Annotated in this window: 17 protein-coding genes; 12 read left to right on the forward strand and 5 right to left on the reverse strand. The window is 60.0% G+C overall.

Features of this window, described 5'->3' with window-relative positions:
- The first annotated feature begins 78 nt into the window (after window positions 1-78).
- The 3 genes from ykgO (at window position 79) to FIV03_RS10530 (ending at window position 2,136) form a co-directional block, all read left to right on the forward strand.
- Window positions 79-204, forward strand: coding sequence for a type B 50S ribosomal protein L36 (ykgO, locus tag FIV03_RS10520; RefSeq protein WP_006932207.1), 126 nt, complete (start codon window positions 79-81; stop codon window positions 202-204).
- Window positions 205-366: 162 nt separating this feature from the next.
- Window positions 367-1,029, forward strand: coding sequence for a tetratricopeptide repeat protein (locus tag FIV03_RS10525; RefSeq protein WP_062487005.1), 663 nt, complete (start codon window positions 367-369; stop codon window positions 1,027-1,029).
- 99 nt (window positions 1,030-1,128) lie between these two features.
- The gene (locus FIV03_RS10530) at window positions 1,129-2,136 is read left to right on the forward strand and encodes an alpha/beta hydrolase (protein ID WP_209009932.1); all 1,008 of its coding nucleotides are present in this window, start codon (window positions 1,129-1,131) and stop codon (window positions 2,134-2,136) included.
- A 57-nt stretch (window positions 2,137-2,193) separates the two neighbouring features.
- Here the strand turns inward: FIV03_RS10530 and pyk are convergent, their stop codons facing one another.
- Window positions 2,194-3,630 carry a pyruvate kinase gene (gene pyk, locus FIV03_RS10535; protein ID WP_023003528.1) on the reverse strand — a complete coding sequence of 479 codons (1,437 nt, stop codon included), beginning with the start codon at window positions 3,628-3,630 and terminating at the stop codon, window positions 2,194-2,196.
- Window positions 3,627-4,058 carry a DUF1036 domain-containing protein gene (locus tag FIV03_RS10540; RefSeq protein WP_228148130.1) on the reverse strand — a complete coding sequence of 144 codons (432 nt, stop codon included), beginning with the start codon at window positions 4,056-4,058 and terminating at the stop codon, window positions 3,627-3,629. The genes pyk and FIV03_RS10540 overlap by 4 nt, the downstream gene beginning before the upstream one ends.
- A 467-nt stretch (window positions 4,059-4,525) precedes the next feature.
- Between FIV03_RS10540 and FIV03_RS10545 the strand changes: the two genes are divergently transcribed.
- The 3 genes from FIV03_RS10545 (at window position 4,526) to FIV03_RS10555 (ending at window position 6,091) form a co-directional block, all read left to right on the forward strand.
- A complete protein-coding gene (locus tag FIV03_RS10545; RefSeq protein WP_152509529.1) occupies window positions 4,526-5,335 on the forward strand; it encodes an N-formylglutamate amidohydrolase in 810 nt (269 codons plus the stop codon).
- A gap of 37 nt (window positions 5,336-5,372) precedes the next feature.
- Window positions 5,373-5,669, forward strand: a complete 297-nt coding sequence (locus FIV03_RS10550) for a DUF1244 domain-containing protein (protein ID WP_152509530.1) — start codon at window positions 5,373-5,375, stop codon at window positions 5,667-5,669.
- Window positions 5,670-5,821: 152 nt separating this feature from the next.
- Window positions 5,822-6,091 carry a DUF2312 domain-containing protein gene (locus tag FIV03_RS10555; RefSeq protein ID WP_031270542.1) on the forward strand — a complete coding sequence of 90 codons (270 nt, stop codon included), beginning with the start codon at window positions 5,822-5,824 and terminating at the stop codon, window positions 6,089-6,091.
- Window positions 6,092-6,181: 90 nt separating this feature from the next.
- On the opposite strand, the gene FIV03_RS10560 is transcribed toward FIV03_RS10555, so the two are convergent.
- Both FIV03_RS10560 and FIV03_RS10565 read right to left on the reverse strand, forming a co-directional pair.
- Window positions 6,182-8,005 carry a DUF882 domain-containing protein gene (locus FIV03_RS10560; protein WP_152509531.1) on the reverse strand — a complete coding sequence of 608 codons (1,824 nt, stop codon included), beginning with the start codon at window positions 8,003-8,005 and terminating at the stop codon, window positions 6,182-6,184.
- A 235-nt stretch (window positions 8,006-8,240) separates the two neighbouring features.
- A complete protein-coding gene (locus tag FIV03_RS10565; protein ID WP_152509532.1) occupies window positions 8,241-9,815 on the reverse strand; it encodes a sigma-54 dependent transcriptional regulator in 1,575 nt (524 codons plus the stop codon).
- Between the two features lie 189 nt (window positions 9,816-10,004).
- Between FIV03_RS10565 and FIV03_RS10570 the strand changes: the two genes are divergently transcribed.
- Together FIV03_RS10570 and FIV03_RS10575 are read left to right on the forward strand one after the other, a co-directional pair.
- Window positions 10,005-11,831, forward strand: coding sequence for a M3 family oligoendopeptidase (locus tag FIV03_RS10570; protein ID WP_229004916.1), 1,827 nt, complete (start codon window positions 10,005-10,007; stop codon window positions 11,829-11,831).
- An 11-nt stretch (window positions 11,832-11,842) separates the two neighbouring features.
- The gene (locus FIV03_RS10575; RefSeq protein ID WP_152509534.1) at window positions 11,843-12,745 is read left to right on the forward strand and encodes a DUF3445 domain-containing protein; all 903 of its coding nucleotides are present in this window, start codon (window positions 11,843-11,845) and stop codon (window positions 12,743-12,745) included.
- On the opposite strand, the gene FIV03_RS10580 is transcribed toward FIV03_RS10575, so the two are convergent.
- On the reverse strand, window positions 12,732-13,589 hold the full coding sequence (locus FIV03_RS10580) for a helix-turn-helix transcriptional regulator (RefSeq protein ID WP_152509535.1): 858 nt from the start codon (window positions 13,587-13,589) through the stop codon (window positions 12,732-12,734). The two genes, FIV03_RS10575 and FIV03_RS10580, sit on opposite strands and share 14 nt — an antisense overlap.
- Before the next feature lie 97 nt (window positions 13,590-13,686).
- Between FIV03_RS10580 and FIV03_RS10585 the strand changes: the two genes are divergently transcribed.
- The 4 genes from FIV03_RS10585 to FIV03_RS10600 all read left to right on the forward strand — a co-directional run bounded on the left by FIV03_RS10585 (window position 13,687) and on the right by FIV03_RS10600 (window position 17,339).
- Entirely contained in the window at window positions 13,687-14,574 is an 888-nt protein-coding gene (locus FIV03_RS10585; RefSeq protein WP_152509536.1) for an SDR family oxidoreductase, read from the forward strand.
- Between the two features lie 167 nt (window positions 14,575-14,741).
- A complete protein-coding gene (locus FIV03_RS10590; RefSeq protein ID WP_152509537.1) occupies window positions 14,742-16,121 on the forward strand; it encodes an AarF/ABC1/UbiB kinase family protein in 1,380 nt (459 codons plus the stop codon).
- A 155-nt stretch (window positions 16,122-16,276) separates the two neighbouring features.
- On the forward strand, window positions 16,277-16,558 hold the full coding sequence (locus FIV03_RS10595) for an aa3-type cytochrome c oxidase subunit IV (protein WP_023003505.1): 282 nt from the start codon (window positions 16,277-16,279) through the stop codon (window positions 16,556-16,558).
- A gap of 109 nt (window positions 16,559-16,667) precedes the next feature.
- The gene (locus FIV03_RS10600) at window positions 16,668-17,339 is read left to right on the forward strand and encodes a pseudouridine synthase (RefSeq protein ID WP_152509538.1); all 672 of its coding nucleotides are present in this window, start codon (window positions 16,668-16,670) and stop codon (window positions 17,337-17,339) included.
- The last annotated feature ends 7 nt before the right edge of the window (window positions 17,340-17,346 follow it).

The raw sequence follows: 17,346 nt of genomic DNA on the forward strand, positions 1-17,346 counted from the left end.
TAGACCAATCCAGTCAAACGTGAGCGCCTTTGGCGCTCATTTGGTTTAAAGAAGCAGGGCCCTTGTGGGGACAGTGACATGAAGATCAAAAACTCGCTCAAAGCGCTCATGACCCGCCACCGCGACAACCGCATGGTTCGCCGTAAAGGCCGCGTCTACATCATCAACAAGAAAAACCCGCGTTTCAAAGCACGCCAGGGCTAATCTTGTTGCCGCGCATTGCGTGGCGGAAGAACTGAAAATCTCTTCCTGAACAAGGCTTTATCTTGTTGTTGGGAGAGGTGGCCAGGTCCCTGCCACCGTCGTGCACGAAGATGTGTCAAATTCCCGGATTGACCGCCGCATCCAACGATCCATAATCGTCGGATGCGGATTTTTGTGTTTGCCCTCCTGTTTCTCGCCGGCACCAGTCTAGCCAGCGCCCAGCCTGTTCCAGATCTCGGTCCGGAAGCAGAGCCACCTTCTGCCGAAGACTTCAATGCTCTTCCCGACGATCTTCCGGAAGACGGCGGGCAGGTGGTCGTCGATGAGAGTGATCCGGAAGACGAGAAGTCGCGTCTGGACGAACTCTTTGCCAATCTCGCCAAATCGGACAATCCGAAGGAAGCCGAGCGTATCGGCCGGGAAATCCAGATGCTCTGGATGGATTCGGGCAGTGATACGGTGGATGTGCTGATGTCGCGGGCCGGCAAGGCAATCCAGGCTGACGATCATGCGTTGGCGCTGGACCTCCTGGACACAGTGGTCATCCTGAAGCCGACTTATGCGGAAGGCTGGAACCGGCGTGCGACAGTCCACTACATGACGGAAGATTTCGGCAAGTCCCTGGTCGATATCGAGCGCACACTGGCGTTGGAGCCCCGTCATTGGGGGGCCTTGTCGGGGCTCGCCATCATCCAGCGGCGTCTGGGGTTCGAAAGCGAAGCGCTGGCGACGTTCCGGCGGGCTCTTGAAGTCAACCCGAGCCTGGAAAATGCCACCAAGGCCGTGAACGATCTGGAAAAGGAAGCCGAGGGCGAACCTGCTTGAGGCAAGCCCGCCTGAGGTAAGCCCACTCGAGTAAGCCTGGTCGGCCTGTCTTTATGCCGCCGGGCTTGATTGCTGCGAGCGCGGTGCTATGTCCGGGCTATGATCCCGTTCCTGATTGCTCTTCTTGTCGCCGCCTGTCTGTTTGTCGCCTACTCGCTTTTCAGGGCAAGGCAGATTTCGCGCACCTACACACCTGACGGCAGTCTTGCCGAGGTGAACGGTGCGCAGATGCACTATCACTTCATTCCTGCGTCACAGGCGGCCAGCGAGCGGCCTGTGCTGGTGTTCCTGCATGGGGCCAGTGGCAACGCCTACGACATGAAGTTGGCTTTTGAAGGCGCATTCAAGGGGCGCTATTCGCTTCTTTTCATCGATCGTCCGGGGCTTGGGTTCTCGCAGCGCTCCAGAACGGGCCTGAACACGCCTGAAAGCCAGGCGAAGCTGATTACCGGATTGCTCGCGAAACTCGGCATCGAGACATCAGTGGTGGTGGGGCATTCGCTCGGGGGAGCCGTGACGGCTGCTGTGGGCCTTGCCGCACCGGAGCGGGTGAAAGGGCTCGTCTTCCTGGCTCCTGTCAGCCATGTGTGGCCGGGCGGGGTCAACTGGTACTACAAGGTTGCCGCGATGCCTCTCATCGGCTGGCTGTTTGCCCGGACGCTGACGATCCCTGTCGGCGAGCGACTGGTGCCACAAATGCTGAAGCATGTTTTCCATCCGGATCCGCCACTTGCCGGCTATGCGGCGTCTGTCCGTCTGCCGCTGCTTTTCCGTCCCGAAAGCTTCCGCTCGAACGCGGCGGACATCTGCAGTCTGAAGGAAGCTGTGCGGCAACAGTCCCGGCAGTATGGCGAGCTGGAGCAGCCGTCGCTGATCATCACGGGTACGAAAGATACGGTGGTCTGGCCGTCGATCCATTGTGAAGGCCTTTTGCAGGACCTGCCGGATGCGGAGCTGCTGATGCTGGGCGCGGCCGGTCACATGCCCCAGCATACGCATGCGGATGAAATCGTGTCCGGTGTCGACAGACTTGTGGCGCGGATAGAGGCGTCAGAGGACAAGGCGGGAGCGGCTGAAGCCAGGGCCGGGACATTGCGCACGGCATGAAAAAGGCGGCCTTGAAGCCGCCTTTCGTCATCCGGTTTGTTTTAACCGATTAGATCGTCAAATGCCGCCCTGGCCGTCGTTGCCGACGAAGGCAATCCGCAGCATGTTCGTGGAGCCCGGAGTGCCGAACGGCACACCTGCGGTCACGATAATGCGCTGACCCGGTTTCGCAAACCCTTCGGAAAAGGAGATGCGGCAGGCGCGGTCGATCATGTCTTCCTCGTTGGCGGCGTCTTCACTGACCACACAGTGCAAGCCCCAGCCGAGCGACAGGCGACGTGCAGTTGCAAGCACCGGCGACAGAACGATCACCGGGCTGGCCGGACGTTCACGAGAGGCACGCAGGCCCGTTGCGCCAGACGTCGTGTAGCAGACGACGGCAGCAAGGTTCAGCGTTTCGGCAATCTGCCGGGCCGCTGCCGAAATCGCGTCGGCGCCGGTGGCCTCCGGCTCGGTCCGCTGTGCGTAGATGATCGTGCGGTAGTTGGGATCCTGTTCCACCTGCTGGGCGATCTTGTCCATGGTGGACACTGCCTCGATTGGGAATTCGCCTGCAGCGGATTCGGCCGACAGCATGACGGCGTCTGCACCTTCGAACACGGCGGTGGCAACGTCGGACACCTCGGCGCGGGTCGGCACCGGTGCGTTGATCATGGATTCCAGCATCTGCGTGGCGATCACGACCGGCTTGCCTGCACGGCGGCAGGCGCGGGTGATGCGCTTCTGAAGGCCGGGAACCTGTTCCAGAGGCAGTTCAACACCCAGGTCGCCACGGGCAACCATGATGGCGTCGGAGAGTTCGATGATCTCGTCCAGCCGGCCGATGGCCTGCGGCTTTTCGATCTTGGCCAGAACGCCGGCGCGACCACGGGTGATCTTGCGCACTTCGGCAATGTCGTCCGGGCGCTGCACGAAGGACAGGGCCACCCAGTCGACGTTCTGGTCGAGGGCGGCGATCAGGTCCTTGTGGTCCTTCTCGGTCATGGCGCTGGTCGCGATTTCCGAATCGGGAACGCTGACGCCCTTGCGGTCGGACAGCTTGCCGCCGACAACGACTTCCGTCACGGCCCTGGTGCGGTCGGCTTCCAGAACCTTGAGCTGGATCTTGCCGTCATCGAGCAGCAGGCGGTGGCCCGGCTCTAGAGCCTGAAGAATTTCGGGATGCGGCAGGTGGACCCTGTCGACGCTGCCGCCGGACTTGTCGGCGTCCAGCGTGAACGTTGCGCCGTTTTCCAGCATGACCGGACCGTCGGCAAAAGTTCCCACACGCAGCTTGGGTCCCTGCAGATCGGCCAGAATGCCGATTGGCCGCCCAACCTTCTCCTCAACAGAACGGATGCGTTCGACAAGCATCTTCAGACGATCATGATCGGTATGGCTCATGTTGATGCGGAACACGTCCGCACCGGAGCGATACAATTTTTCGATGATGTCTTGTTCTGAGGAGGAGGGTCCGAGAGTTGCAAGAATTTTGACTCGCCGGTTACGCCTCATCGCCCACCTGTCCCCTGTTGCACGGGTTCGGTCAGCTGGACCGTCCAGCTGCTCTGTTCGCCCGTGTCGATTTCAAAAAAGCCTGTCCGCTCGAATCCGCGAGCCACACAGTCCTCAATTCCGCGAATGGTGAATTCCTTTTCCCGGGTGCACATGAACGCCCGGCCACCCCATTCGCCGAATTGGTCATAATCAACTGCGTAGATGTAATAGTATCGTGACACCAGCGCCCCGGGTACCAGGGTCTCGCAGGAATTGGAAGCAAGGTTCCACCAGCCTTCGGTGACCCAGTCGGTCTTGTCCTTGTAGCCGATGGCTACACCAACCTGACTGTCGGTCTTGTTGCAAAGGCGCAGATCCGCTCTGGCTTCGTCACTGGATGCGGAGAAAAACAGCACGGTGAGGAATGCAGCAAAGGCAAATTTCACAGGCACGCTGATACATGCCCGAGACTCGCCCTGGTTCCGTTCCCCAACCTTAAACATATGCAGTCGTTCGCTTTGCTGCTTTACAGACATTCGCTTTTTGCGTCGACAAGGGGGCCTTGTCAACGTCGTTAACGGGATACGGAGCCTTTCGCCCAGACTTGTTTCCCGAACCGTCCGGATTTTTTGTCCAAATGAACAGTCCCACCCCCTATGCCGTCAGAAATGGGGCGGGAACATGGCCGCTCCGCCTCAGATCGGTGTTAGCTGTCAATAAAGCGTATACCGCGTTGTACACACCTTGGCAAAAACACAGGTGCCCTGATTGCAAGGAAGGGTGTGGAAGGTGTGGATGGCCTGCGGTGTTGCCGCCGGAAAGCGGTGTTTTCGGGCTTGGTTCCTTCGCCGGTTTGCCGTAAACCTGACCGCCTGCGCGATAGCGAGCCATAAAAGTTTCCACGAAGCGAGACATGATAGAACCAGCAGCCGAAACCGGCCGGGCCTTTCAGCCGACCGAATACGTAAAGGGCGATTTTACTTCCGGATTGCTGCTCTTGTGCGATCACGCCCGCAACACGGTGCCTGAGCCTTATGGCGATCTCGGCGTTCCGGCCGAACAGTTCGAACGCCATATCGGTTACGACATCGGTGCGCGCGCGGTCACGCTCGAACTGGCGAAGCGACTCACTGCACCAGCTTGCCTGACTACCTATTCTCGGCTGCTGATCGATCCGAACCGGGGCGATGACGACCCTACGCTGATCATGCGCCTGTCGGACGGTGCCGTCGTGCCGGGCAATGCAAAGGTCGACACGAAGGAGCGGGCGATCCGCATCGACCGGTTCCACAAGCCTTATCACGACCTCATCGACCAGACGCTGGATGCCATGATGGAAGTGAGCGAGCCGCCGGTGATCGTCTCCATCCACAGTTTCACGCCGGTCTGGCGCGGCGTGCCGCGGCCCTGGCATGTCACCGTTCTGTGGGACAGCGACCCAAGGGCCGTTCAGCCCATGCTTGAAGGCTTGAGAGCGCAGGAAGACATCGTCGTCGGTGACAATGAACCCTACGACGGAGCTCTCAAAAACGACACAATGTACCGGCACGCAACCCGCCGGGGAGTGGCACATGCGCTCCTGGAACTGCGGCAGGATCTGATTGCCGACGCGGCTGGAGCGCTTGAATGGGCGGACCGACTCGAGCCGGTTCTGAGAAAAATTGCCGGCATGTCCGACTGCCGGCGGATCCAGCATTTCAAGTCGCGTAGCGACGCTGCTTAAGGCCGGGCCACCGGTCCGGGACAGGGAGACCTTCGGGATGGACGATCAGACGAAACTCGAACTGGAAGCCGCGGTTTTCAGACGCCTTGTGGAACATCTGCGTGGACGGACGGACGTTCAGAACATCGACATGATGAATCTGGCCGGTTTCTGCCGCAACTGCCTGTCCAACTGGTATCAGGACGCGGCCCAGGACAAGGGCGTTTCCCTGGAAAAATCCGAGGCCCGCGAAATCGTCTACGGCATGCCTTACGACGATTGGAAGACCAAATACCAGACCGAGGCGACTGCTGATCAGCAGGCCGCCTTTGAAAAGAACAAACCCCAACACTGAGCCGGGGGTTGCCTCGGCTTGCTTGGCTGCTTGACGGCCAATGCGGAGTCTGGCAACGCACGGCCAGGTTATTGACGGCGGCTCATTTCAGCCGCGGCCATTGAGACCGCGCACTGCGCGACAAGGAAGTACGAGAAGGAGAAACAGAAAACATGTCCGATCCCGGTGGAGTGGCAGGCGACCAGCTGCGCGCGTTTGTTGAGCGTATCGAGCGTCTTGAAGAAGAAAAGAAAGTCATCTCCGATGACATCAAGGACGTCTATGCGGAAGCCAAGGGCAACGGCTTTGACGTCAAGATCCTGCGGAAGGTCGTTTCCCTGCGCAAGAAGCAGCCGCATGAGCGTGAAGAGGAAGAGGCGGTTCTCGATCTCTACCTGCATGCACTTGGCATGGCTGGCGGTGCTGGCGGCGGCGAAGGCTGACAAGCTGCGGTAACCGCGGTTCACGACAAGAAAAAAGAGCGGCTGAAAAGCCGCTCTTTTTTTGTGCTCACTGTGTCATTGGTCGACGCTTCAGCGCGCGAAGCGTACCGGAAGGATGACCACTGCCGGACCGTCGAACCGGTCTGTGCGCAGGTCGCCGTAAGGATTGTTTTCAAAGCTGGCGGAGACAAAGCGGTTGCCCGGCATCATCACATTCTTCAGCTGGCGCTGGTTGGGGTGGCTGAGCCACGCGAAGGTCTGATGACGCGTGGTGCCTGCCCCGGACAGAAGCGTCGGAGCGGATTTGTCCGGCAGGCTTGCAAAGCCGGCAAGCGGATCGACAATCTGATCACGCGGGATCCGGCCTGAAACGGATGGCTGACGTGCAGGGGCTGTCTTGGCGGTGGCGCCGGCTGCCGGACTATTGGCCTGTGCCCGTGCCGGTTCACTTACCGACGGACGCAGCGAGCGGCTCAGGCTCGGCGGTGTTGCAGAGGCCGAAGCATAGGCGAGCGTCGTTTCCGAACGTGGTGCGGGCACCGGAGACGGCACGGATGTGCCCGTTGCCGCGGCAATGGCTGCGACCGGATCATCGGTCGGAGCGGAGCCCGGTACGGGAACATCGCCGGTCAGACCGAGATTTGCCGCTGCAACCTTGGCAGCATCGCTAAGACCCTTGCTGGGTTTCTGCTGGGGCGTGCGCGAGGCTACCTGGAACCGCGAGTCGATTGCTTTCTCGGGAGCCGGGTTTGCACCTTGTGTCGGCGCGGTCGGTTGCCCGGTCTCGATTGCAAATCGCTGTGCATCAAGCGTGTTCGGTGCGGGTGGGGGTGTCTTGCTTGCCGCCACGGCGGGAATATCCGCAGGCGGTTTCACGATCGGTGCGTTGCTGGCCACGACAATCGGCGCTGCTGCCGGTGCTTCCGGTTCGCTTTCCAGGACCTTCCGGCTGGGAACAGGCGGATTTTCGATCACCACAGCCGGGGCTTCGGCAACCGGTGCCGGCGGCGTGTTGCCGACGGCTCCCGGACGCTTGGAGGTGTTGTCGCGGTTATTGCCGCCGCCGAAGAGGCTGGCGAACAGGTTGCCGCCGCCGGAGGACGTGTTGTCATCCTGCGCGGTTACCGGAATCGGTTTGCCCGGTCGGGTCAGATTCTGGTCGCGTGTGCTCAGGCCATTGGAAGAGCTTGAGCGCGTGTTGGACGCGACGATCGTCGGTTTGGAACTTCTCGACCGGCCGGACTTGCTTTCGGCAAGCGCAACCTTGTAGCCGCTCATAGGTTTGCCGTCAGACGGAAAGTGAAGTGTCTTGCCGTCCGGGAACACGCGAGCCAGTTCGGAACGGCTCATGCGCGGCCAGTGACGGACACTGCCGGTGTCCATGTGCACGAAGGGGGAACCGGATCTCGGATAATAGCCGACGCCGCCCACTTCCTTGCGCAGGCCAGTGGCACGCAGGTTGGCAAGTTTCACGCCGGGAATGAAAAAGTCCATCGCCTTGCCGAGCGTGTGCTGGCTGTTCTTGGCAACGCCAGAGGACCGCTTGCGCAGCATGTTGTTGGTTGCGGGAGACCGGTAGCTGGAAACGACGTGGATCGGCTGGCTTGCGCCCACCTTCTGGTATACTTCCCAGACCAGATCCAGCAGTTCCGGATCGATCTTGGTCATTTCGTTACGGCGCCAGTCGCGCAGGAAGCGATTGGCTTCGCGCAGACCATCCGGCAGATAGCGGCCGTTTTTCTTGAATGTAATCGACACACGCTCTTTGGTGTGCGTGTTGTACAGCTTCAGGGTACGCGTCTCGGCCTGGGCAAAGGTGACCAGGCACACAGACACGACAGCAAACGCGCCGGCCACTTTCGCGGCACGCTTCAGCCAACCGACGGCGTCGAAATCAACTAACCGTGTACGCAATCTCTATCTCGCCGTTTTCAGAGGGCTTTCACCCATCCCGTGCTCCCCAGCAGGATGCATAGCCTAGCTGCCGCAGGTTAAGAAGTTTTTACCCTATTTTCGCTTCGCTGATAATCGTTGCAGAACTGCAACGGCGCAAGCGCGTAGTGCAAAAACGCTCCGGTAGCGGTGGTTACCCGGAGAATGCGTCAAAATATCGTCGAAATCGACAGTTTGCGCTATGATTTGCCTCAATTCAGGCTGCCGCGTCCTTGCCGCTCTCGTCCAATCCGTATTCCTTGAGCTTGCGATAGAGCGTGGATCGGCCGATTCCCAACCGTTTGGCAACTTCTGTCATGCGTCCGGAATAATGATTGATCGCTGCGCGAATCAGTTCCTCCTCGATATCGGTCAACTTGCGGACATGGCCGTCCTGATCGAGGTTGCGCATGAAACCGAAGGGAGCCGCTTGCTCGAAACCTGCCTGAGGGGCGGGAACCGAGGGGGTGTGGTGCGGTGGAACCGAGGGTTCGCTCGGGCGGACCGGCGCTGCGGCAAGATCGCCTCCGGACAACCGGTCCGGGTAGGCCATCTGTCCCTGCGGCTGGAGCGTTGCGCCCGGAGTGGCGGTCTGTTCCGTTGCCGCGGCAACCTGCGGGAAATCGTTGATCGTCAGTTGCGGGCCGTCGCACAAGACGACAGCGCGGAATACCGCGTTCTCCAGCTGCCTGATATTGCCCGGCCAGTGATACTCCTGGAGCATCGCGAGCGTGTCCGCGGTAACGCCGGCCACCTGAGGCTTGCCTTCCTCTGCCGCGAAACGGGCCAGGAAATGGCGGGTAAGCGCGGGAATGTCCTCTCGCCGGTCGCGCAGCGGTGGGATCCAGATCGGGAAAACGTTGAGCCGGTAATAAAGGTCTTCCCGGAAGACACCTTCCTTCACCTGGTCGATCAGGCGGCGGTTGGTTGCCGAGATCAGACGGAAATCCACTTTCACCGGGCGGCGAGCGCCGATCGGATCGATCTCGCTTTCCTGCAGGGCGCGCAGCAGCTTGACCTGAACTTCCTGAGGCAGCTCGCCAACTTCGTCCAGGAACAGTGTTCCGCCATGAGCTTCCTGAAATTTGCCGACATGCTTGTCGACCGCGCCGGTGAATGCGCCCTTCTCGTGGCCGAAGAGAATCGATTCAACCAGATTGTCGGGGATCGCACCGCAGTTGACCGTGACCAGAGGTTTGGACTTGCGGTCGCTGGAGCCCTGAATGGCGCTGGCGATCATTTCCTTGCCGACGCCGCTTTCCCCCTCGATCAGGATCGGAATGTTCGACGCGGCGGCGCGCTTGCCCAGATTGATCACCCGTTCCATGGCCGGCGAGTGGGTGATGATGTCGGCGAAGGTCAGCGTGCCGGAGGCCTGTTTGCGGATCCGTGTGATCTCGCCTTCCAGAGCGGATGTCTTCAGAAGATTGCGGATCGAGACATTGAGCCGTTCCGGCGCCACCGGTTTGACCACGAAATCCTGCGCGCCCGCATTCATGACGTTGACCACGGTATCGATGCCGCCATGGGCGGTCTGAACGATGACCGGCGTTGCGTTCTTGTCGGAGCGCAGACGTTCCAGAACGCCCAGACCGTCGAGCTCGGGCATCACCATGTCGAGAATGATCAGGTCGATCTCGCTGGCTTCCGGGCTCGACATGATGCGCACCGCTTCGGCCCCATTCTCGGCCGTTTTCGACCGGTAGCCGAATTTTTTCACGGCTTCCTGAAGCAACCTGCGCTGGATGGGATCGTCGTCAACAATGAGAATTTTGCCGCTGAGTGCTTGCATTGGCGGTTTCGCTCGTCCCGAATTGTCTCGTTTCGAACCATTCTGGTCGCAATTGGGTAAACAAATCGTCCAAGTGCAGGCAAAAAAGTTTTCACAGTCAGATTGCAGGCGGACCTTTTCCCGGCCTACTAATTCTAACAACAGATGATTGCCGGACCCGTTCGTCCGCAGGCGCACCGGAGAAAAAACTTGCCCATCCCACATCCCGTCCATGCCCCCCAGGCCGCCGCTTCAGGAGATCTCGGAGCGCTTCCCGAATGGGACCTCACGGATCTCTATCCCGCCGTCGACGCGCCGGAGGTTGCTGCCGACCTGAAGGAGATCCTGGAGCGGTCGAAAACCTTCGAGACGTCCTACAAGGGGCGACTGGCCGAAATGGCGCAGAGCAACGTTTCTGCGCTGGTCACCGCAATTCGCGCCTATGAGGAACTTGAAGACCTGATGGGCAGGCTGATTTCCTTCGCCGGCCTTGTCTATTCGGAAAACACGATCAAACCCGCGTCGCAGAAATTCTATGGCGATGTGCAGGAGCAGATAACGACAGCAAGTTCGCATCTTCTGTTCTTCACGCTGGAGATGAACAAGATCGATGATGGCGTGATGGAAACTGCACTCCAGGACAGCCAGTTTGCACATTACCTGCCGTGGATCGAGGATCTGCGCAAAGGCAAGCCCTATCAGCTGGAAGACCGGGTGGAGCAACTGTTCCACGAAAAGTCCGTTACGGGCGCTGGTGCCTGGAACAGGCTCTTCGACGAGACGATGGCCTCGCTGACGTTCGATGTCGACGGCCAGGAACTGTCGATTGAACCGACGCTCAACATGCTGGTGGATTCTTCGCCCGATACCCGCCGCAAGGCGTCGGAAGCTCTGACGCAGACCTTCAAGGAAAACCTGCGCACCTTCACGCTGATCACCAACACGCTGGCCAAGGACAAGGAAATCTCCGACCGCTGGCGGAATTTCACGGATATTGCCGACAGCCGCCATCTTTCCAACCGGGTCGAGCGGGAAGTTGTCGATGCGCTGGTGGCAGCCGTGCGCGACGCCTATCCGCGCCTGTCGCATCGTTACTACAAGCTGAAGGCAAAGTGGCTGGGCATGGACCAGCTCAACACCTGGGACCGCAACGCACCTCTGCCGAATGCCGACACGCGGGTGATCCCCTGGGACGAAGCGAAGGACACGGTGCTGTCCGCCTACAGCGCCTTTTCACCCGACATGGCGGAAATCGCAGGCCGGTTCTTCGACCGGCGCTGGATCGATGCGCCGGCCCGCTCCGGCAAGGCGCCCGGTGCCTTTGCCCATCCGACAGTGCCAAGCGCACATCCCTATGTGCTGGTCAACTACCAGGGCAAGATCCGCGACGTGATGACCCTCGCCCATGAACTGGGTCACGGCGTTCACCAGGTGCTGGCGGCACCCAACGGACCACTGATGGCGCCGACACCGCTGACCCTGGCGGAAACGGCCAGCGTCTTCGGCGAGATGCTGACGTTCAAATCCCTGCTTGCCAAGGCGGACAACCCGCAGACCCGCAAGGTGATGCTGGCCTCCAAGGCGGAGGACATGATCAACACCGTGGTGCGCCAGATCGCCTTCTACACCTTTGAGCGCAAGGTTCACACGGAACGGCGCAATGGCGAGCTGACGTCGGACAAGATCGGTGAATTGTGGCTGTCCGTGCAGGGCGAAAGCCTCGGTCCGGCGATCAAGTTGAGTGAAGGCTATGAAACCTTCTGGACCTATATTCCGCACTTCATCCATTCTCCGTTCTATGTCTATGCGTATGCCTTTGGCGATTGCCTGGTGAACTCGCTTTATGCGGTTTACGAGGAAGCGGAGACCGGCTTCCAGGAGAAGTATTTCGATCTTCTGAAGGCTGGTGGTACCAAGCACCATTCCGAACTTCTGGCTCCGTTCGGACTGAGCGCGGTCGATCCGGATTTCTGGAAAAAGGGCCTGTCGGTGATCGAGCGGATCATCGACGAACTCGAAGCCCTGGAAGAGGCTTGACGCGGTTTCCGATGACACGGACAGCGCTGCCACCCTTCCACCACACGCCCTATGACGGCACCAGCCAGCCTTTCACCGTCGGTCTGAAGCCGATCGGTGAAGAGGCCTGGCTGGAACCCGATCCCTTTCTGGCGAAACATCTGGGTGAGAAGAAACGGCTGTTTTCCGATCATCTGGAAACGGTTTTCCGTGCAGAGCCGGACACAGACGCCGCGCAGCAGGAGGTCCTGGGCCTCCTCACGGAAAACCTCTCGCGGTTTCATGCAGATACCCACCGGGTCGGGGATGCCGAAGTCGAGATCGTCGCCACCGGCGCGCGCATCCCGCTTGCCGGGTCTCCGACGCTCGTAACGGCTGCAAGCCTTGTACAGGAAGATCTTGTCTTGATGCGGCCCGGTCAGGACGGCTACAGGCTCACGGCTGCCGCGCTCTGTTTTCCCTCGTCCTGGTCTCTGGCGGAGAAGTTCGGCCAGTCCATGACGGGCATTCACGACAATGTTCCCGGCTTCAACGGAAGCCGCATGGGAATGATGGTGGCCCGGATATTCGACAATCTGAAAGCCGGACAGTTTCTGGAGCGCTTCAACTGGTCGATCTATCCCGACGGCGACCTTCACCATCCCTTGCCGAAACAGATCCGCGTCAAGATTGACGACGGTGCACTGGCCCAGCTTTTCCTCCGGGTCGAGCGGCAAACCTTGCGGCGTCTGCCCGGGTCCGGCGATATCCTGTTCACCATCAAGATCCATCACGATCCGTTGGCGGCACTGGAAGCGCAGGAAGGGCGTGCAGGGCTGGCGGAAGGGCTCCGCAAGCAGCTTCTTGCGCTTGATCCGGATCAGCTTGCCTACAAGGGCCTCGTGGCAACACGGGACGATCTGGCCCGGGCGCTGGAAAAAATCAGTCTCGGCTAGCGGAAGATCGTGCTGTGTGCTGAGCGTCAATCAGTGTCCTGACCTTTTCCCGGTCTTCAGCGCTCGCCGGGTGGTAGACCATCATCGCAAGGTCCGCACGGCCGTCTACGGCAAAGGTCGAACATTCAAGGCTCATCCAGCCGGCCACAGGGTGCTTCAACCGCTTGGTAAGGTCGTCTGAGGCGAGGACGTCATGGTCCTTCCACAGGCGTTCGAAATCCGGGCTCAGCTGGCACAATTCCTCTACCAGGGTTGTGGTTTCATATGCGGCGCCGGCGCGTACCACATCGGCCCGAAAAGCACCGACGACGAAACGGGCGACGCTTTCCCAATCCGCCTGGATATTGCGGACCCTCGGGTCGCTGAAGATCAACCGCAAAATGTTGCGTTCGCCGGGGGGCAAGCTGGCGTAGTCGGTCAGGACGGCCGAAGAAGCGCGATTCCAGGCAACGACGTCCCAAGTGTGGGTCCTGATCATGGCAGGGGTCTGTTCCAGGGCATCCAGAACGTTCTGAAGTCGGGGCGACACGCCTTCCTGCGGTTGGTAGCGAACGTCAGGGGCACGGCCGAGCCCGATAAGATAAAGATGCTCGCGTTCGACATCCGTCAGCATCAGGGCCTTTGAAACCCGGTCAAGGACGTCGGCCGAAGGTGCACCGCCACGTCCCTGTTCAAGCCATGTGTACCAGGTGACGCTTACATTCGCGCGGTGTGCGACTTCTTCGCGCCTCAGGCCCGGCGTTCGCCGGCGGGTGAGGGGAATACCGAATGCGGCGGGATCCAGTTTTGCCCTGCGATCCTTCAGGAACCGGCCCAGTCTATTGTCTTCCTGGATATCCGCCATCTTATCCTGTCAGTCATTATACCTGTATAAAGTCACTACTTTAACTGGATAAATATTGCCGCAAGACTGCTCGCCGTTCAACCAACGGAGTGTTTTCATGCGAGTTTTCGTTACCGGCGCAACAGGGTTTGTTGGCTCCGCAGTCGTTTCGGAGTTGTTGCAGGCAGGCCATCAGGTGCTTGGCCTCAGCCGATCGGAAAGAGGGGCCGCGCTCCTCCGGTCTCAAGGGGCACAAGTGCAGATCGGGTCACTGGAGGATCACACCAGCCTTCGTGATGGAGCGAGGGCAAGTGACGCTGTCGTGCACACGGCGTTCAATCATGATTTTTCGCGCTTTGCCGCAAGCTGTGAGGAAGACCGTGCCGCCATTCTGACCCTCGGCGAGGGGCTATCCGGAACAGATCGGCCGATGCTGGTTACCTCGGGTGTTGCCGTTGTCCGGTCCGGACCGGTGGCAACAGAAGCCGATCCGGCGGTTCCAACCTCATCGGCCTATCCCAGAGCTACCGAAGCCGCCGCGGCCGAGTTGGTGAAGACCGGGATCAACGCCAGAGTGGTCCGTCTGCCTTTCTCGGTTCATGGACCGGGGGATCATGGTTTTGTCCCGATGTTGATCGGCATCGCCCGGGAGAAGAGGTTTGCCGCCTATGTTGGCGATGGAGAAAACCGCTGGCCCGCAGTGCACCGTCTGGATGCGGCAAGGGCTTATCGTCTGGCACTTGAAACACCGGATACAGATGGTCCTTTTCACGCAATCGGCGAAGAGGGCATTCCTTTCCGCGCAATCGCCCAGGCAATCGGCCACGGGCTGGGCCTTCCCGTGCGCTCGCTCACCCCGGAAGACGCAGAATCCTATTTTGGCTTCCTGGGTCTCTTTGCCGGAATGGATGGTCCTGCGTCCTGCGACAGGACCAGGGCTGCGCTCGGCTGGCAGCCGGAAGAATGCGGCCTGCTCGCGGATATCGGCAGGAGCGGCTATTTCTGAAAACAGCCGGGCGTTCCCGGGCAGTTGGACGCCTGCGTCGGAATAGCGGCTGGTGGAGCTGGATATTGTTGCGGTAGTTCATATGTAGTGCCAGGAGACCGTATCCAACGGTTCGATGCATCGGGCGTTCCCGGAACGCCAGTTGTTACAAGGGAGCCCGCCACCGCATGGCCGACAGCAAAGACCGTGAAAGCAACCGCCTCAGCGCCCGCATGGGGCGCTACGCCAAAGTCGGCACCAACATGGGTGGCATTGCCGCAAAGGTGGCCGGGGCACGGTTGTTCGGCATGGAACTCGACAATGCCAAGAACGCGGCCGAACTGGCCGCGGCCCTTGGCGGGCTGAAAGGCCCCTTGATGAAGGTGGCACAGCTCTTGTCGACGATCCCGGATGCATTGCCGCCGGAATATACGACCGAACTTGCCAAGCTGCAGGCCAGTGCACCGCCCATGGGCTGGGCCTTCGTCAAACGCCGGATGCGGGCCGAGCTCGGTGCGGACTGGCAAGGCCGGTTTGCCGAATTCGGCAAGGAGCCGGCCGCAGCGGCTTCCCTTGGACAGGTGCACAGGGCCACCGGCCATGATGGGCGCGTTCTGGCCTGCAAGCTGCAATATCCGGACATGGCTTCTGCAGTCGAGGCGGATCTCAAGCAACTGCAGATGCTGTTTTCATTGCACCGGCGCATGAGCCCGGCCATCGATACGCGCGAGATCGCCAAGGAAATCAGCGCCCGGGTCCGTGAGGAGCTGGACTATGCCAGGGAGGCGGCACATATCGCCGTCTATCAGGGCATCCTGGGAGACTTCGACCGTATCCGCGTACCCGAAGTAATCCCGGAGCTGTCGACCAAGCGCCTGCTCACAATGGGGTGGATCACCGGTAAGCCTCTGCTCGACTACAAGGAACACAGCCAGGACGAGCGCAATCTGCTCGCCAGGACCATGTTCCATGCCTGGTGGCACCCGTTCAGTCATTTCGGCGTCATTCACGGTGACCCGCATCTGGGCAACTACACCGTGTTCGAGCAGGAAGGCGCTCCGGCGGGCATCAATCTGCTGGACTACGGCTGCATCCGCATCTTCCCCGAGGCATTTGTCGAGGGCGTCGTCGAACTCTATCGTGGCCTGCTGGAAGAAAATGACGATCGGGTCGTCGCGGCCTATGAGCGCTGGGGCTTCAAAGACCTGAAGAAGGAAGTCATCGAGGTCCTGAACATCTGGGCAAGGTTCATCTACGGTCCTCTGCTCAGTGACCGGGTCCGATCGATCGCGGACGGCGTGTCGGCTGCCGAATACGGACGCAAGGAAGCCTTCCGCGTTCATTCCGCCCTGAAGCAACTGGGGCCGCTGACAGTGCCGCAGGAGTTCGTCTTCATGGACCGGGCGGCAATCGGGTTGGGCGGAGTGTTCCTGCACCTGCGGGCGGAACTCAATTTCTTTGAGCTGTTCAACGAGCAGATCGACGGTTTTGAAGCGGCAACCGTGCGCAAGCGCCAGAACGATGTACTGGCTTCAGCCGGGCTTGCCGGAGCCTCACATGCTGCCTGATTGTGCGAAGGATTTCAGTGCGGAACGGGATGCCAAAGCCAAAGCTGTCAAAAAGTCGCGACCTGTGTGACGAATTGTGCACTTCCCGTCATTGCCGAACCGGCAGGCTTTATTGTATGTAGGCTGCCGACTATCGAATTTTCCTGGGGGACTTCATGTCTGACGAAACTGCGCCCGCAATGGACTATGACGCTCACGAGCAGACTTACGAGGGGTTCATCAACTTCTCCAAGATCGGCACGATCGCAGTCCTGACCATTGTCGTCTGCCTGATCATGTTCGCCTTTGGCGGCACCGCTGCTACCGTTTTTGGCTGGCTGCTGCTGATCGCAACCCTCATTGCCACCGCTGTCGGCATGGCTCTGGGTGCATCCGGCTGGATCCCGCCTGCAGCTGTCTTCGTTCTGAGCGGCATCCTGGCGATCCTGACCGTCTGAGCTAAGCCTCCGGCCTTCATGGTCCGGCCAGCACAGACGAACAAATCTGTTTTTGGAAAGGCGCGGTCAGATCCGCGCCTTTTCCTTTTGTTCTTGGACCCCAAGTGCGATGAGCCAAGCCGCGCCAGCATCCTTTGTCTATGACCCGCCGCTGGAGCCGTTTCTGACGGTTCTGCACGCAGATGACGATCTTCTGGTGATCGACAAGCCGAGCGGGCTTTTGAGCGTGCCAGGCAAGGCTGCCGAACATGGCGACTGCGTCGAAAGCCGCGCGCAGGAGCGCTTCCCAGATGCGCGGATCGTTCACCGGCTCGACATGGATACGTCCGGTGTCATGGTTCTGGCAAGGAACCCCGCAGCTCATCGGCATCTGGGGCTTCAGTTCGAACGGCGCAAGACGCTCAAGACCTACATTGCCGATATCTGGGGGAGCCCGTCAGAAGACGAGGGAGAAATTGATCTGCCGCTCGTTTGCGACTGGCCGAACAGGCCCAAGCAGATGGTCAGCTTCGAGTTTGGCAAACCTGCACTAACCAGGTGGAAGGTACTTGAGCGGAAAGAACTGACGACGCGGGTTCGGCTGTTTCCCCATACGGGACGGTCGCATCAACTGCGTGTCCACATGCTTTCGCTCGGGCATCCAATCACCGGCGACAGGTTCTATTCGGAAGGTGAGGCGCTGACAGCCTCTAGCAGGCTTTCGCTCCACGCCGAAACGCTTGAACTGCACCATCCGGCGCATGGGGAGCGGATCTGTTTCCGGTCCGAAGTACCGTTCTGACGATCAT

The organism is Labrenzia sp. THAF187b (genome assembly GCF_009363375.1).
Classification (GTDB): Bacteria; Pseudomonadota; Alphaproteobacteria; order Rhizobiales; family Stappiaceae; genus Roseibium; species Roseibium algicola.